Annotated in this window: 14 protein-coding genes; 11 read left to right on the forward strand and 3 right to left on the reverse strand. The window is 70.0% G+C overall.

From position 1 onward, the window contains the following. The first annotated feature begins 34 nt into the window (after window positions 1-34). The 8 genes from DX914_RS14455 to DX914_RS14490 all read left to right on the forward strand — a co-directional run bounded on the left by DX914_RS14455 (window position 35) and on the right by DX914_RS14490 (window position 9101). On the forward strand, window positions 35-1237 hold the full coding sequence (locus tag DX914_RS14455; RefSeq protein WP_147300684.1) for a right-handed parallel beta-helix repeat-containing protein: 1203 nt from the start codon (window positions 35-37) through the stop codon (window positions 1235-1237). A gap of 276 nt (window positions 1238-1513) precedes the next feature. Continuing rightward, entirely contained in the window at window positions 1514-2677 is a 1164-nt protein-coding gene (locus DX914_RS14460; RefSeq protein WP_115859875.1) for a glycosyltransferase family 4 protein, read from the forward strand. Beyond that, complete coding sequence (locus DX914_RS14465) at window positions 2650-3978, forward strand: lipopolysaccharide biosynthesis protein (protein WP_115859877.1); 1329 nt, start codon at window positions 2650-2652, stop codon at window positions 3976-3978. The genes DX914_RS14460 and DX914_RS14465 overlap by 28 nt, the downstream gene beginning before the upstream one ends. Then, the gene (locus tag DX914_RS14470) at window positions 3975-5150 is read left to right on the forward strand and encodes a polysaccharide pyruvyl transferase family protein (RefSeq protein WP_115859879.1); all 1176 of its coding nucleotides are present in this window, start codon (window positions 3975-3977) and stop codon (window positions 5148-5150) included. Before DX914_RS14465 ends, DX914_RS14470 begins: the two co-directional genes overlap by 4 nt. After that, window positions 5120-5977, forward strand: coding sequence for a glycosyltransferase family 2 protein (locus DX914_RS14475; protein ID WP_158549319.1), 858 nt, complete (start codon window positions 5120-5122; stop codon window positions 5975-5977). The genes DX914_RS14470 and DX914_RS14475 overlap by 31 nt, the downstream gene beginning before the upstream one ends. Further along, entirely contained in the window at window positions 5974-7035 is a 1062-nt protein-coding gene (locus DX914_RS14480) for an EpsG family protein (RefSeq protein WP_115859883.1), read from the forward strand. Before DX914_RS14475 ends, DX914_RS14480 begins: the two co-directional genes overlap by 4 nt. A gap of 7 nt (window positions 7036-7042) precedes the next feature. Then, a complete protein-coding gene (locus DX914_RS14485; protein ID WP_115859885.1) occupies window positions 7043-7894 on the forward strand; it encodes a YdcF family protein in 852 nt (283 codons plus the stop codon). Window positions 7895-8009: 115 nt separating this feature from the next. Then, complete coding sequence (locus tag DX914_RS14490) at window positions 8010-9101, forward strand: polysaccharide biosynthesis/export family protein (protein WP_231118279.1); 1092 nt, start codon at window positions 8010-8012, stop codon at window positions 9099-9101. A gap of 27 nt (window positions 9102-9128) precedes the next feature. On the opposite strand, the gene DX914_RS20270 is transcribed toward DX914_RS14490, so the two are convergent. After that, complete coding sequence (locus DX914_RS20270; RefSeq protein ID WP_158549321.1) at window positions 9129-9638, reverse strand: lipocalin-like domain-containing protein; 510 nt, start codon at window positions 9636-9638, stop codon at window positions 9129-9131. Window positions 9639-9948: 310 nt separating this feature from the next. Here DX914_RS20270 and DX914_RS14500 point away from each other — a divergent pair, with 310 nt between their 5' ends. Beyond that, window positions 9949-11703: a sensor domain-containing diguanylate cyclase gene (locus tag DX914_RS14500; protein WP_158549323.1), complete on the forward strand. Its 1755-nt coding sequence runs from the start codon at window positions 9949-9951 to the stop codon at window positions 11701-11703. A 68-nt stretch (window positions 11704-11771) separates the two neighbouring features. On the opposite strand, the gene DX914_RS14505 is transcribed toward DX914_RS14500, so the two are convergent. Then, window positions 11772-12296, reverse strand: a complete 525-nt coding sequence (locus DX914_RS14505; protein ID WP_115859889.1) for a hypothetical protein — start codon at window positions 12294-12296, stop codon at window positions 11772-11774. A 25-nt stretch (window positions 12297-12321) separates the two neighbouring features. Here DX914_RS14505 and DX914_RS20065 point away from each other — a divergent pair, with 25 nt between their 5' ends. Then, window positions 12322-12912, forward strand: coding sequence for a hypothetical protein (locus DX914_RS20065; RefSeq protein ID WP_147300685.1), 591 nt, complete (start codon window positions 12322-12324; stop codon window positions 12910-12912). Window positions 12913-12937: 25 nt separating this feature from the next. Here the strand turns inward: DX914_RS20065 and yczE are convergent, their stop codons facing one another. Further along, complete coding sequence (yczE, locus tag DX914_RS14515; RefSeq protein ID WP_115859896.1) at window positions 12938-13618, reverse strand: membrane protein YczE; 681 nt, start codon at window positions 13616-13618, stop codon at window positions 12938-12940. Window positions 13619-13678: 60 nt separating this feature from the next. On the opposite strand from yczE, the gene yczR reads away from it, so the two are divergent. Beyond that, window positions 13679-15130 carry a MocR-like transcription factor YczR gene (yczR, locus tag DX914_RS14520; RefSeq protein ID WP_115859898.1) on the forward strand — a complete coding sequence of 484 codons (1452 nt, stop codon included), beginning with the start codon at window positions 13679-13681 and terminating at the stop codon, window positions 15128-15130. The last annotated feature ends 33 nt before the right edge of the window (window positions 15131-15163 follow it).

Consider the following 15163-nt stretch of genomic DNA (forward strand, 5'->3'; position numbering starts at 1 on the left):
ACGCCTAGACCGGGGTTACCCCAGGAAGCCTTCAGTGAAACCAGCCCGTATGGGCGGGGCGGTACCGTCTCGCCGCGATTTTCTCCGCAAGTCCCTGCTGCTGTCCGTGCCGGCCGTGCTCGGCTATGCGGCCTTGCCCAAGCTCGCCTTCGCCGCCACCGGCGCCACGCCCACCGACGCCTACGTGCCGCCGGTGCGCGCGCGCGGCAGCGCGGTGCTGAACGTGCGCGATCACGGCGTCTACGGCGACGGCGACCATGACGACACCACCGCCTTCCAGGCCGTGATCGACGCCCTGCCGGCCACCGGCGGTACCGTCTACGTGCCCGCGGGCGATTACGTGATCGATCCCGTGCGCAAGCTCTACCTGCGCAGCAAAATGCACCTGCAGCTGGCCGACGGCGCGCGCCTGCTGGCCAAACGCAACGACGCCGAGCGCGCCTACGTGCTCATGGTCTACAAGGTCAGCGACGTGGAGATCTCCGGCGGCCGCATCGTCGGCGACCGCGACAACCACCTGGGCACCAGCGGTGAGTGGGGCCACGGCATCATGGTGCGCGGCGCCTCGCGCGTGACCATCCGCGATATCCATCTGTCCAAATGCTGGGGCGACGGCATCTCCGTCGGCGGCGCCATCGTCACCAACCAGCCCACCGTGCCCTCGCAGGGCGTGGTGATCGCCAACGTGGTGTCCACCGGCAACCGCCGCCAGGGCCTGTCCATCGGCCGCTCCAGCGAGGTCAAAGTCTACGACTCCGAGTTCAGCTACAACACCGGCATCGCGCCGGGCTGCGGCATCGACATCGAGCCCGACGCCAACGACCTGGGCACCACGACCACGGTGCACGTCGAAAACTGCCTGATCCACCGCAACCAGGGCAACGGCATTCAGGTCTATAAGCGGGTTAAGGGCGTCACCATCAAGCGCTGCACCATCGAGTACAACGGCGGCTACGGCATCCTGACCATCGCCCCGGTCAGCGGCTACATCGCCCAGAACCGCATCTCCCACAACCATCTGATGGGCGTGATGCTGCGCTCGGCCACCACTTCCTACCAGGTCAGCGGCAACGTGTTCCGCAACAACCATACCCGCATGCATGGGGTGAACACGACCGATCTGCCGCTGACGTCGTTGACCGGCCTGATCGGCGGCAACAACGGCAACGGCGCGCATATTCAGGCCACGACCGACTGCGTGGACCTGCGCGTGACGACAAACTCGTACGCCAAGTGAACGGCGGCGGCGCGATGCGCCGCCGCTTTTCGCGCCACTGCTCGTTCTGAATGCGACGCAGGTCCGCCTGCGTTCGCAGCGCGCGCAACGAAGCGCGCGATCGCGCGCCGTCGTTGCGTGAACGGGGTTGGTTCATTCATTCGCAACGCGAAGAAGTGATCGCGATGTAAAGGCCGCGGAAAAGCGCGTGGCTACAATCGCCGCTCCCCCGACGTCCGAATTCGACCGCCGCATCGCCGCAACACCGCTGCACGCGATGCGCGACCGACCTTGCCGATGCGCATAGTGCTGTTCGCGAACACCGACTGGTATCTGTACAACTTTCGACTGGCGATGGCTCTGCAGCTGCGCGACCGCGGCGCCGAGGTGGTGATGCTGTCGCCACCGGGCAGCTTCGGCGAGCGCTTCCGCAGCCACGGCCTGCGCTGGCTGACCTTGCCGATGGACCGCGCCGGGCTCAATCCCTGGCGTGAGCTGGGCACCCTGCAGCGCTTGTTCCAACTGTTGCGCAGCGAGCAGCCCGACCTGCTGCACAACTTCACGGTCAAATGCGCGGTCTACGGCGGCCTGGCCGCGCGCGCGGCGCGGGTGCCGGCGATCGTGCACGCGGTGGCCGGCATGGGTTACGTGTTCTCCAGCGACCGGATCAAGGCGCGCCTGCTGCGTCCGGTGGTCAGCGGCTTGATGCGCGGCGTGCTCGGCCAGGGCCATTCGCGGGTGATTCTGCAGAACCCCGACGACGCCGAAACCATGACCGCGTCGGGCCTGGTCCCCGAGGAGCGCATCCGGGTCATCATGGGCTCCGGCGTGGATACCCGGCGCTTCCGTCCCGGCCAGCCCAAGAACGCGCAACAGCGCTTGCGCGTGTTGCTGGCCGCGCGCCTGCTGCGCGAGAAAGGCGTGGATGAGTTCGTGAACGCCGCGCGCCTGCTGCGCGACAGCGGCCGCGACATCGAATTCCTGCTCGCCGGCACGCCCGACCCGGGCAATCCGAACTCGGTATCGCAGCAGGAGGTCGAGGCCTGGCAGGCCGAAGGCTTGTTGCGCTGGCTGGGCCATGTCGAGGACATGCCCACCTTGCTCAATGCCGTCGACGTGATGGCCTTGCCCAGCTACTACCGCGAAGGCGTGCCGCGCTGCCTGCTGGAAGGCGCGGCCAGCGGCCTGGCCCTGGTCACCACCGACATGCCCGGCTGCCGCGAGGTGGTGACCCGGCATGGCGAAGACGGGCTGCAGGTGCAGCCGCGCGACGCCGAATCGCTGGCCGCGCTGCTCGCGCGCCTGGACGACGACCGCGAGCTGTTGCAACGCCTGGGCCGCAATGCGCGCAGCCGCGCAGTCGAGCACTTCGACGAGCGCCAGGTGATCCAACGGACCATGGAGGTCTACGACGAACTGTTGCCGACGCCGTCATGGCCCGAGCCGCAACCGTCGCGATGAACCGCGGCCCGGCGCGGGCCTGGCGCGGCGCCGCGGCCGCGATCGCCTTGCTGTGGCTGGCGACCGCGGCCGGCGCGGTCATGGTGTTTCTGGCGCAGAGCCTGCTCGCGCGGCGCCTGGGTACGCACAGCTACGGTCTGTTCGCTTCGTCCCTGGCCACGGTGAGCATGGTCGCGCCGCTGGCCGGCTTCGGCCTGTCGCAGTTCCGGCTCAAGGCCTACGGCCGCGAAGGCTGGGGCGCGGAACGCTGGCTGCGTCCGTCGCTGCGTTTCTCTTTGTCGACCACCTTGCTGGCGCTGGCGGGCATCGCCGCCTGGGCCTGCTGGGGCTACGGCGTGGACGCGCAAACGCGTGCGACGCTGCTGGCTCTGCTGCCCGTGGTGCTGGGCTTGTTCGCGGTCGATCTGGTCGGCAGCAAACTGCGCCTGGAAGAACGCCATCGCGCGCTGGCCGCCTGGCAGTTGCTGATCCCCGGCGGGCGCCTGCTGGTGGCGGCGCTGGCGTTCGCCGCCGCTTCGGTCTCCGCGCTGCAGGTCGCGCTCGGCTATGGCTTGGTCGCGGTGGCGGCGCTGGCGCTGGCCGCGCCGCAGCTGCGCGCGATCTGGCGCGGCCGCATCGACTTGCAGGGCCATGGTCCGCGCGCTGATGGGATCGCCATCAGCGACGATCCCAGCGTCGCCCAGCTTACCTCGCAGGCTTGGGCTTACGGCCTGGCGGCCGTGCTGTATCCGGTGTTCTTCCAGATCGGCACGGTGCTGTTGAAGTACCTGGGCAACGATGCCATGGCCGGTCGCTACGGCGTGGCGCTGGCGGTGATGACCGCGGTCTACCTGTTCCCAGCCGTGGTCTACCAGAAGTTCCTGCTCGCGCGCCTGCACCGCTGGGCCGCGCACGAGCCCGATCGGTTCTGGCGCGTGCATCGCCTGGGCAACCTGGCGATGCTGGCTGCGGGTCTGGCGACGGGTATCGCGCTGGCCGCGCTCTCGCCCTGGCTGGTGCCGCTGGCCTTCGGCGAGGCCTATCGCGGCGCCGCCTTGGTGCTGGCCGTACTCGCGGTGTGCGCGCCGATCCGCTTCCTGTCCACGTCGGTGGGCTCGGCCCTGCTAACCGAAGGGCATATGCGCCAGCGTGTGTACGCCATGCTGGCCGCCGCCGTGGCCGCGATCGCGCTCAATGCCGTACTGATTCCGCGCTACGGCGAACTCGGCGCGGCCTGGGCCACGGTCGCCGCCGAGGCCCTGCTGTTGCTGGCCATGTGGCGCAGCGTGCGGCGGATCGCGCCGCGGCGGGAGACGCCATGAACGCGGCACTGCAGGCGCAGCCGCTGCGCGTGGGCTTTACCGGCTACTACGGCATGCGCAACTTCGGCGACGACCTGTTCGGCGTGCTGTGCGCGGCCGGCGCGCGGCGCTATTGGCAGGCCGAGCCCCTGCTGGTCGGCCCCGAACCGGCCGACGGCGAGTTGCGCGCGACCTGGCCGCGCGCCTTGCCGTCCGCTTTGTACGGTGCGAGCGGCGCGCTGGGCGGGCTCAGCCGCTGGGTCGGCTTCGTGCGCGGCCTGCGCGCTTCCGACGTGCTGGTGCTGGGCGGCGGCTCGGTGATCAACGGTCGCCCGTCGTTCCGCAAGCCGCTGATGCTGGCCGCGCAACGGCGCGGGCGCGTGCGCTTGGCGGCGGTCGGCGTGTCGATCGGGCCGTTCGCGAATGCAGCCGAACAAACCGCGGCAGCCGACTTCGCGCGCCGCTTCGCTTACATCGCCGTGCGCGACCGTCGCTCGCATGCGCTGGCGCAGGACATGGGCCTGCAGGATATCGTCCACGCCGGCCGCGACCTGGCCGGCCTGCTGCCGCTGGTGGCACCTACGAAGGAGCGAGAGCGCAACGACAACGATCCGGCGACGATCGGCATCGCGCCTTGCCGCTACACCGTGCGCGCCGACCACCCCGCCCCCACGCCGCAGGCCTGGCAGGACGCGATCGTCCAGGCGCTGGTGCGCATCGCCCCGCAGCGCCCGATACGGGCCTGCGTGTTCGCGCTCAACGGCCACCCGCAGCACGGAGACGCCGCCATCGCCACGCAGTTGCAGGCGCGTCTGCGCGAGCGCGGTATCGCCACCGAGCTGCAGATCTACCGCGGCGGCGATCCGCTGGCCACCGCCGCGGCCATCGCCCGCTGCGACGCCTTCGTCAGCGCGCGCCTGCACGGCGCCATCGTCGCCTACTTGCAAGGCCTGCCGTTCACGTTGATCGACTACCACCCCAAATGCCGCGATTTCGCCGACGACATCGGCCTGCCGCAAGCCTTGCATATCCACGCTCAGCATCATGACTGCGCAGCATTCGAGGCCGCGCTGTCGATCATGCTGAACGCAGGCGGCACCCTCGCCGATGTTTCACCGAATCTATACGCGCAGCAGGCGCTGCGCATATTCCAATGTGCCCCATGGTCGAGCACTGCACTCCTGCCGCCCTGAGCGACCGCGCGCCCGCGCCGGTCAGCGCCGTGGTGCCTTGCTACCGCTGCGCCGGCAGCATCGCCGAGGCCGTGGCCTCGGTGGCCATGCAGAGCCTGCCGGTGGCCGAACTGATCCTGGTCGATGACGCCAGCGGCGACGACACGCTGGCCTGCCTGCACCGCCTGGCCGCGCAGTACCCGCCCGGTTGGATCCAGGTGGTGTCGCTGGCGGCCAACGCCGGCCCCTCGCGCGCGCGCAACGCGGGCTGGGAGCGCGCGCAGGGCGAGTACGTGGCGTTTCTCGATGCCGACGACACCTGGGCGCCGGACAAGATCGAACGGCAGATGCAGGCCCTGCGCGACGATCCGGGCCTGGCCCTGATCGCGCACAAGATGCAGGTGCGCGAGCGCGGCACGCTTCCCGAATGCGACGGCACGCCCGCGCGCGCCCGGCCCATCGGCCGCGGCCGGCTGTTGCTGCACAACCCCTTCCCCACGGCCTCGGTGATGCTGCGCCGCGACCTGCCGTTCCGTTTCGACGAGCGCTTCCGCCGCGTCGAAGACTTCCTGCTCTGGGGCCAGATCGTGTTCTCCGGCTACCGCTGCGCCAAGCTCGACCGGGTGTTGGCGTATTGGCACAAAGCCAACTTCGGCGCCGGCGGCCTCAGTCAGGACCTGCGCGCCATGCACGCGGCCGGCCGCGAGGTGCGGCGCGAACTGCTGCGCCAAGGGCTGGTGAGCCTGCCCGAGCACTGCTTCGCGCGCAGCTTCGGCTGGCTGCGCCGCGGCCGCCAGTACCTGCTGCTGGCCTGGCGCCGCGCGGCCGGCGCGGGAGCGGGCACATGAGCGCCCTGCCCGGCATCGCCACCTCCGCGCCGCGCCCGCAGCGCTCGGCCGACCTGGCCGCGCGCACCGCGCTGAGCCTGATCCTGCTGGCCGCGGTGGCGGTGTTCGCCTGCTGGCTGGTGGGCACGCGTTCGCCCGACATCGGCACCGACACCCACACCTACGCCGGCTTCTTCGAGACCCTGGGCCAGGGCACCGCGGAAACGCGCCTGGAACCGGGCTTCGTCTATCTGAGCTATCTGCTGTGGAAGCTGGATGTCGGCGTCACCGGCTACCAGACCGCCTTGTTCGCGCTGATGCTGGTCACCGTGGCGGTGTCCAGCCACCGCTACTTCACCTACCTGGGCGAGCGCCGCGGCTATCTGGGCTTCCTCGGCGTGGCGCTGATGCTGCTGCTGGTCTCGCCCATGTTCGTCAACGCCAGTATCAACGCGGTACGCCAGGGCCTTGCGGCGCTGTTGGTATTCACTGCTCTGCTGTCGTTCCGCGAGCGCAAATGGCTGGGCTTCGTGCTGTACGGTGCGGTCGCCAGCAGCCTGCACCTGTCCTCGCTGCTGTACCTGGCCTTCGCGCCGCTGCTGCTGTTCGGCGCGCGCACCCAGCGTCTGGTCGCCGCGGCCGCGTTCGCGCTCTACGTCAGCGGTCTGTCGCTGGTGCTGGTGCGCGCGGCGCTGCCAGGCCTGTACGAACTGGTGATGTCCTACACGCCCAACCGCTACTACCGTTCGGGCGTGCGCTGGGATTTCGCGGTGTTCTCGATCTTCTGGTACCTGCTGCCCTACCTGCTGTCGCCGCTGATCCGCGCCGAACACCGCGAGCGCATCAAGGACAGCACCGGCATCTATCTGGTGATGACCCTGCCGTTCTTCGCCATCGGCTGGGGCTATTTCTCCAACCGCTACCTGCTGCCGGCCTGGCTGTCGGCCTCGCTGATCCTGGCCGCGGTGGTCTACCACAACCGCCTGGCGCCGCTGCGACACCCGCTGCTGCTGCGCTTCGGGCTGATCGCGTCCTGCGCGGTGTTCTATTACTACGTCACTCATGAAATCGTGATCTGAAGAAACGATGACTTTCCTGTCCTCCCTGCAGAAGCTGGCCGTCACCCTGACTTATCCGCCCGCCTTGAGCGCGGCGCTGCTGGGGTTGGCGGCGCTGTTGCTGATCCGCTACCGCCGCGCCGGTATCGCGGTCGTGGCCGCGGCCCTGGGCTGGTCGGCGCTGTGGTCGCTGCCCGCCGCTTCGGACTGGCTGCGCCATCAACTCGAGAAGCGTTATCCGGTGGTGGACACCGCACAGCTGCCGCGCGCCGACGCCGTGGTGGTGCTCGGCGGCGGCAGCCGCTACGCCTGGCTCGACGCGCCTAACCCGCGCCCGCAGGCGCTGGAAAGCAGCCGCCTGGCCGCGGCGGCGCGTGCCTGGCAGGCCGGCCGCGCGCCGCGCATCGTGCTGTCCGGCGGCGGCGAAGACGGCGGCAGCGAGGCGCGCACCATGGCCAGGGCGATCGGATACCTGGGCGTGCCCGCATCCGCATTGGTGCTGGAGGAACGCAGCCGCAACACCCGCGACAATGCACGCTACACCGCCGAACTTGCCGAACGCCTGGGCCTGAAGCGCGTGCTGCTGGTGACTTCGTCCGTGCACATGCCGCGCGCCTATGCCGAATTCCAGCGCGCCGGCGTCGACGCCTACGCCGCGCCTGTGCCCGAACGCTCGGCGCGGCGCAGCTGGTGGCGGCGCTGGCTGCCGTCCGGCAGCGCGCTGTGGCGCAGCGGCCGCGCGTTCAAGGAATACGCGGGGCTGTTGGCGGTCGCTCTCAGACTCGAATCCAACATGCCGCGCATCGGCGCAACGCACTCGAACCACGCTTCCTCTCCAAGACCCACCCCCATCACGCCGCTGAGGCCGAACCCGACCTAGGCCCGCGGCAACGACGCGCGTGCGGGAACGCGGCGCGCCCATCGATCGGCACCCCGGCAAGGACGCGCCCCGGCATCGCCATGCCGGCAGCTGCCGCGCACACGAGGACCCGACCTTGAAGACCGCCCTTACCGCTAGTTCGATCGCCCTGCTGACCCTGGCCTGCGCCGCCTGCGTGCCCGGCCAGCAGATGACCCGTCAGTCCGCCGGCGACGCCACCGAGATCGCCGGCAGCGACGCCAGGATGGTGCCGATCACCTCCGAGCTGGTCGCCGCCGAGCGCCCGAAAGCGCAGGTCGCGCCGGAACTGCTCAACCAACGCGCGCAGGACTACCAGCTGCATCCGGGCGACACCGTGCTGGTCACCGTGTGGGAACATCCGGAGCTGACCTCGCCCGCGGGCAACCAGCAGCAGGCGGTGACCAACGGCCGCCTGGTCCAGGCCGACGGCTCCTTCTTCTTCCCCTACGCCGGCACCCTCAACGTATCGGGCATGACCGTGCAGGCGCTGCGCGACACCCTGGTTTCGCGCCTGTCCAAATACCTGCGCAATCCGCAGCTGGACGTCAACGTGGTCGGCTACGGCAGCCGCGTCTCGCTGCAGGGCGCCTTCGTCGACACCGCGCCGCAGGAACTGACCACCGTGCCGCTGACCCTGTCGCAGGCCATCGGCCGCGCGCGCATCAACGTCGAGCAGGCCGACCTGGCCGGCTTCGTGCTCACCCGCAACGGCCGCAACTACGCGCTGGACCTGGACGCGCTCAACCGCGACGGCAGCGTGGCGCCGGACATCTACCTGCGCCCCGGCGACCACCTGTTCCTGCCCTTCAACGACCGCAAGGAGGTCTACGTGGTCGGCGAAGTGCTGCGCCCGCAGGCGCTGACCTTCAAGACCACCGACATGAGCCTGACCCAGGCCCTGGGCCGCACCGGCGGCCTCAACCCGGTCAGCGCCAAGGGCGAAGCCGTCTACGTGATCCGCGGCATCGAAGAAACCCAGAACACGCCGGCCACCGTCTACCACCTCAACGCCCGTTCGCCGGCTGCGTTCGCACTGGGCGATCGCTTCCGCCTGCGCCCCGGCGACGTGGTCTGGGTGGGCCCGGCCGGCGTCACCCGATGGAACCGCTTCTTGTCCCAGCTGTTGCCGCTGTCGGGCATCATCAGCAACGCCGCGTCCGCGCAGTACAACATCGGCCGCGACTGAGCGCGGCCGATTGCAGCGCCGCGCTGCCTAGCGCACGCGGCGCAGCTGTCGCAGGAAGTGCACGCCTTCGCTGTCGCCTTCGATGGTGAGCACGTCGCCTTCGACCCGGAAAGGGCGCGGCTGATCGGTGCCGGTGTAGCTGGGCATCAGGCTGCCATCGACGCGATGCACCACCACGCCGCGCTTGGCGTCGACTTCGTAAGTGCCGAAGTAGGCCACGTAGCCGTCGTAAGCCGCGCGCACTTCGCGGTCGGAACCCTTGGCATCGTCGCCCGAGGCGAACGGCGGCGTAGCCGGCATGCGCATCACCTGCACGTGCAGATGCCCGGTCGGGTCGTAGACGATGTAGCCCTTGGGCCGCTCGCCGTAGGGATGCTCCACCTTGCCGGTGGCCAGATCGGTGTCGGTCATGCGCTCCACCCGCCAGGTGCCGACCAGCGAGTCGGCGACATCGGCCGCGCGCGCCGACGAACCCAGCGACAGAGCGAACAGCAGCGACGCGAGCGCGCCGGCGGTAACGATAGGTGCGTGCTTCATGGCGTCAGGCAGGGAGGCGGAAGGTCGCGCCACCATAGCAGTCCGCGACGGCGCATCCACGGAACGCTGTCGGGCGCGCGCCGCAACGAAGCCACCCACCGATGTGCGCCCTGCGGTGCCCCGGGGCGGCCATCGGCGCCCCAAGCGCGGCGGGCTCACTTGCCTTTCACAACCGCGCGCACATTCGCATCCGGCGCAGACGCGCCGCTCACCCGTGCTGGCTAAGATTCCAGGCAACTCTCCGGGACGAGAGGTCGACGTGGACAGGCATACGCCGCCGCCACGACGCTTGTGGGCGGACCGGCTCGCGATGGCGCTGCTGATCTGCGTCACCGGCTGGTTGTCGCTGGCCTTGGCGCGCAACCCAGACGAACTGGCGGCCATCTGGATCGGCAACGGCATCTTCGCCGGCTGGCTGCTGTCCCGCCGCACCGCCCTGTGGCCGGGCTACGTCGCCATCGGTGCGGCCGCCGAGCTCGCCAGCCAATTGCTGTCGGGAAATTCGCCGGCCTACGCGGTGCCGATCGCGGCGGCCAATCTGATCGAAGTGCTGATCGTGGCCGGCGTGGTCCGGCGGCTGGTGCCCAACGTGGGCGACCCCAAGCGCTGGATCGGCCTGGGCGGCATCGCCACCGGCAGCACCCTGGCGGCGTGCGCGGTGTCCGGGCTGATCGCCGCGTCGGCCATCTCGCTCCAGTACGGCGGCGCGTTCGCGGCCTACTTCCTCAGCTGGTTCGCCGCGCACGTGGTCGGCATGGTGATCGTGGCCACCACCACGCTGGTGGTGCACCGCGAAGGGTTGAGCATCATCGCCCCGCGCGGGCGGCGCTGGAGCTTCATCTGGAGCATGGCCCTGATCGCCGGCGTGGGCCTGCTGGCCTTCAGCGTGCGCTACCCGCTGCTGTTCGCCACCTATCCGCCGTTGTTGCTGGGCGCGTTCCGCCACCGCTTCGCCGGCGTCGCGGTGGGCGTGATCCTGCTCGCGGCCATCGGCAGCGTGGCCACCGCTACCGGCCACGGCCCCTTGTGGCTGGTGGAAGACATCGGCCCTTCCGGCCGGATCGCGCTGCTGCAGATCTACATCGCCGGCGGCTGCCTGATGACGATACCGGTGGCGTTGGCCATGGCCGAGCGCAAGCGCCTGACCACGCGGGTACGGGAAAGCGAGCACCGCTACCGCATGCTGGCCGACTACTCCCACGACGTGGTGGTGCGCATGCGCGCCGACGGCGAACGCCTGTACGTCTCGCCCTCGGCCAAGGACATGCTGGGTTGGGACCCGGCCGACATGCTCGGCTCGCGCTGGGACCTGGTGCATCCCGAAGATCGCGCCCAGCAATCACGGGTGATGCGCGAGGTGATCGCCAGCGGCGAGCCGCAGATCGCGCTCTACCGCGTGCGCCACAAGGACGGCCATTACCTGTGGGTGGAAGCGGTCACCCGCACCATTCCCAGCGAGGACCGCGCAGGCGAGATGGACATCATCTATGCCGGCCGCAACGTGAGCGCCCGCATCGCCATGGAGCAGGCCTTGGCGGCCAGCCGCCAGGAACTGGAACAGCTGGCGCGCATCGACACCCTGACCGGCGTGGCCAACCGGCGCCAGTTCGAGGAACGCCTGTCCGACGCGCTCAAGCGGCTGCAACGCCACGAACTGCAAGTGGCGGTGATGTACCTGGACGTAGACCACTTCAAGCACATCAACGACACCCACGGCCATGCCGCCGGCGACGACGTGCTGCGGGTATTCGCGCGGCGCCTGCTGAACAACGTGCGCGCGTCGGATTTCGTCGCCCGCCTGGGCGGCGACGAGTTCGTGGTGCTGGTCGAGGACGCGGCCCTGCCGGAAGCGGCCGAAGCGATCGCCCGCAAGCTGATCCAGGTCATGCGCGCTCCCATCGCCACCGACGGCCGTCAGTTGTCGGTGACCACCAGCGTCGGCATCGGCTGCTCCGGCCGGCCTACCGATGCCAAGGCCCTGATCTCGGCCGCGGACGCCGCTCTGTACGAGGCGAAACGGGCCGGACGCAATACCTACCGGCTGAAGACGCCCAGCCGCAGCTAGGGCCGCGCCGACACCGCGACCAAACCCGGCAGCGGCGCCCGCACCCGGCGGACGCCGCCGCATGCCGATTACGGAATGTCGATCTCGGCCGTGCTGGTCGAGCTGTAGGTGTTCACGCCCTTGGTGGCGTTATGCACGCAGACCACCGTGATCCGGCGGTAGGTGCTCACGCCGTAGACGAAGTTCGAGGCGAAGTGCACATCCACCAGCGCACCGTTGCTCTCGTCGTCGTAGTCGGTGGTGTAGCCGCCCAGGTTGTCGTAGGCGTTGCAGCGCACGCTGATGAAATCCGCATCGACGCGGTCGTTGCTCATGTTGGCCAAGCGCGAGTAGCCGCGGATCTTGACCCGCTTGCCGCCGCCCGGGCCGGTCTCGTAGCCCTGGTTCTGGATCACGCCCTGCAGCACATAGGTCGGCGACACGCCGCCGCCACCGGTCCCGCCGCCATCGCCACCGCCGCCGCACTCGCCGGAGCCGTCGCTCACCTCGATCGGGCAGATCACTTCGAACGACTGCCCCGCCGCCTGCGCCGCTGGCGCCGCACCGAACAGACCCGCCACCACTACCGCCGCCATCGCCATACGCACGATCATGTATTGCTCCTTGTAGGAAACATCCTTGGTTGCCTATTGGGAATTCAACCGGATCCGCATCGCACAGGATGCGACGGGCGATCGGCGTCTTTCCCCCATTGCGGCGGCGTCGCTGCCGGACGTCTCCGGCCCGGCAGACGCATGCCGCCACAGTGGAGGAAACGCGGATCGGGCTCCGTGCCCCTACCTGCCGTGCGCGAAGACGATCCCGCGCCGGCGGTCTCAGGCGGTGCGCCTGGGCTTGGTTAGAGTGGGTTCGCGATCCGCATCCGAGCCGATCGCCCTTTGCGACCCGAACCTTTCAACCAGCGAGCCGACCATGCTCATCACGCCGCCCGCGCCGCCCTTCCGCCGATGGGGCTTGCGCTGCGCACCTTCGGCCAACGACGACGGCGCCGAACCCGGCACCGACGCACTGAGAACCCTCGCTTCCAGGCTGTTGGCCTATCAGGCCGCCGCCCTGCTGCAGGGCCGGCGCAGCGAAGCCGCGCGCCTGGGGCAGTTGCTGATCGACACGGCCGACCTCAAGCGCGCTCTGGCCGCGTCCGGTGCGGTCGCGTCGCGCGGCCACGACACGCAGGCCGCGCCGGCACCCGAACTCAACGCGCCCCGCTGAACCGCGCGATGCACCACACCGCGCGCTACGAAACCGGCGCAGCGGCCTTCGGTGCAGGGGCTTCCAGGCGCAGCACCAGATAGCGCATGAAGAACTGGGTGAGCGGCCCCACGCCCAGCGCGAACACCAGCGTGCCGAAGCCGATCACGCCGCCCATCAGCACGCCGAGGGTCAGCACCACGATCTCGATGCCGGTGCGCACGCGCTGGATCGACCAGCCCGTGCGGCGCGCGAAGCCGGTCATCAGACCATCGCGCGGCCCGGGCCCGAGTTGCGCGCCCACGTACAGCGCGGTGGCGATCGCGCACATCACCACGCCGCCGATCAGATAGACCCAGCGCAGCGGCAGGGATTCGGGCGTGGCCAGCAGCTGCAGGTTGAAATCGGTGAACGGCCCGAGCAGGAAGGTGTTGGCGACCGTGCCCAGCCCCGGCATCTGCCGCAGCGGGATCCACAGCAGCAGGACCAGCACCGCGACCAGAACCATGATCGCGCCCAGCGACAACGGCAGGTGCCGCGACGCGCCCTGGTGGAACACCACCCACGGCGAGCCGCCGAGCACGCTTTCCATCAGCAGCGCGTTGGACACGCCGTACAGCCACAGCCCCACCAGCAGGCGCGCGATGCGTTCGGGCAGGCGGCCGGCGCGGAGTTGGGCGAGGGGGCCGAGATTGGCCAGGCCTAGGGGCGAGGTATTGGGGTTCATGGGGCCAGTATCTGGACGATTGGCCCTACCAGATAGAGCCACTTCTGCCATAGTGGCCTCATGAATCGCTCCCTGACGCCCGAGCACCTGGCCACTTTGGTCGGCCAGTTTCCGCGCAAGCCGGCTTACCGCGGCCTGCGCCAGGCCCTGCAGGAACTGATCGGCGACGGCCGCATTCCCCTGGGCACGCGCCTGCCCAGCGAGCGCGCGGTGTCGCAGACCCTGGCCGTCTCGCGCAACACCGTGACCCGCGCCTACGTGGATCTGGTCGCCGCGGGTTTCGCCACCGCTCGCCAGGGCGCCGGCACGTATGCCGCCGTGCCGCAGGATCGCCAGCGCGCGCACCAGCACGCGCTGCGCTCGCACGCCGGCGCGCAGGCGTCCGAGGGCAGCATCGACCTCAACTGCGCGTCCACCGCCGCGCTGCCCGGCACCGCGCCGGCGTACGAACGCGCGCTGGAACGCCTGCCCTGCTACCTGGGCGGCGACGGCCATCGCCCCACCGGTCTGCCGGCGCTGCGCGCATTGATCGCGCAGCGGTACACGCAGCGCGGTCTGGCCACCGACCCCGAACAGATCATGGTCACCTCCGGCGCGCTCGCGGCGACCGCCGTGGTCGCACGCGCGCTGTCGCGGCCCGGCGACCGGGCGATGATCGAATCGCCGGTCTACCCCAACGTGATCGAGGCGCTGCGCCTGGGCGGCGCGCGCCTGGTCGCCTCGCCCATGGGCGATGCGTTGGGCGATGCAGGCTGGGACCTGGACGGCATCGAGGCCACACTGCGGCAAACACGCCCGCACCTGGCCTATCTGATCCCCGACTTCCAGAACCCCACCGGCTTTCTGATGAGCGACGCACAGCGCGCGCGTTACGCGGCGGCGCTGCAGGCCACGCGCACGGTTCCGCTGGTGGACGAATCGCTGCAAGCCATCGCCCTGACCGACGCCCCCATACCCCTGCCCTTCGCCGCGCACGCGCCGGACGCGATCACCGTCGGCAGCGTGTCCAAGCTGCTGTGGAGCGGGCTGCGCGTGGGCTGGATCCGCGCGCCGCAGGCTTTGATGGACCGGCTCATCAAGGCGCGGCTGCAGTTGGACCTGGGCACCGCGCTGTTCGACCAGTTGGTGGTGACCGAACTGCTGGACGATAGCGAGGTGCTCGCGGCCCGTCGCGAGCAACTGCGCCAGCGCCGCGACGCCTTGGCCGGCGCCATCCGCGAACGCCTGCCCGACTGGCGTTTCCGCCTGCCCGCCGGCGGCATGACCTTGTGGCTGCAGTTACCGGAAGGCAGCGCCACGCAGCTCACGGCGAACCTGGAGACCGCCGGCGTGCACGTGCCGCCCGGCCCGATGTTCAGCGTGGAAGGCGGCGCCGATCAGTGGCTGCGCATTCCTTACGTGCGGCCGGAAGCGGAGCTGATCGAAGCCGTCGGGCGCATCGCCGAGGTTTGGGCCAGGACGCCGGCGCGGCCGACCGCGCGCCACGAAGGCGCACGCGCGGTCATTCTTTAGGTTCGCAAACTCCCCCGCGCCGCAACGACGCGG

This window comes from Lysobacter silvisoli (genome assembly GCF_003382365.1).
GTDB classification, from domain to species: Bacteria; Pseudomonadota; Gammaproteobacteria; order Xanthomonadales; family Xanthomonadaceae; genus Lysobacter; species Lysobacter silvisoli.

Coding starts and splice junctions, on each gene's coding strand:
- DX914_RS14460 (WP_115859875.1), top strand. CDS start 1,514: ATGCGCATAGTGCTGTTCGCGAACACCGACTGGTATCTGTACAACTTT.
- DX914_RS14465 (WP_115859877.1), top strand. CDS start 2,650: ATGGCCCGAGCCGCAACCGTCGCGATGAACCGCGGCCCGGCGCGGGCC.
- DX914_RS14470 (WP_115859879.1), top strand. CDS start 3,975: ATGAACGCGGCACTGCAGGCGCAGCCGCTGCGCGTGGGCTTTACCGGC.
- DX914_RS14475 (WP_158549319.1), top strand. CDS start 5,120: ATGGTCGAGCACTGCACTCCTGCCGCCCTGAGCGACCGCGCGCCCGCG.
- DX914_RS14480 (WP_115859883.1), top strand. CDS start 5,974: ATGAGCGCCCTGCCCGGCATCGCCACCTCCGCGCCGCGCCCGCAGCGC.
- DX914_RS14485 (WP_115859885.1), top strand. CDS start 7,043: ATGACTTTCCTGTCCTCCCTGCAGAAGCTGGCCGTCACCCTGACTTAT.
- DX914_RS20270 (WP_158549321.1), bottom strand. CDS start 9,638: ATGAAGCACGCACCTATCGTTACCGCCGGCGCGCTCGCGTCGCTGCTG.
- DX914_RS14500 (WP_158549323.1), top strand. CDS start 9,949: ATGGCGCTGCTGATCTGCGTCACCGGCTGGTTGTCGCTGGCCTTGGCG.
- DX914_RS14505 (WP_115859889.1), bottom strand. CDS start 12,296: ATGATCGTGCGTATGGCGATGGCGGCGGTAGTGGTGGCGGGTCTGTTC.
- yczE (WP_115859896.1), bottom strand. CDS start 13,618: ATGAACCCCAATACCTCGCCCCTAGGCCTGGCCAATCTCGGCCCCCTC.
- yczR (WP_115859898.1), top strand. CDS start 13,679: ATGAATCGCTCCCTGACGCCCGAGCACCTGGCCACTTTGGTCGGCCAG.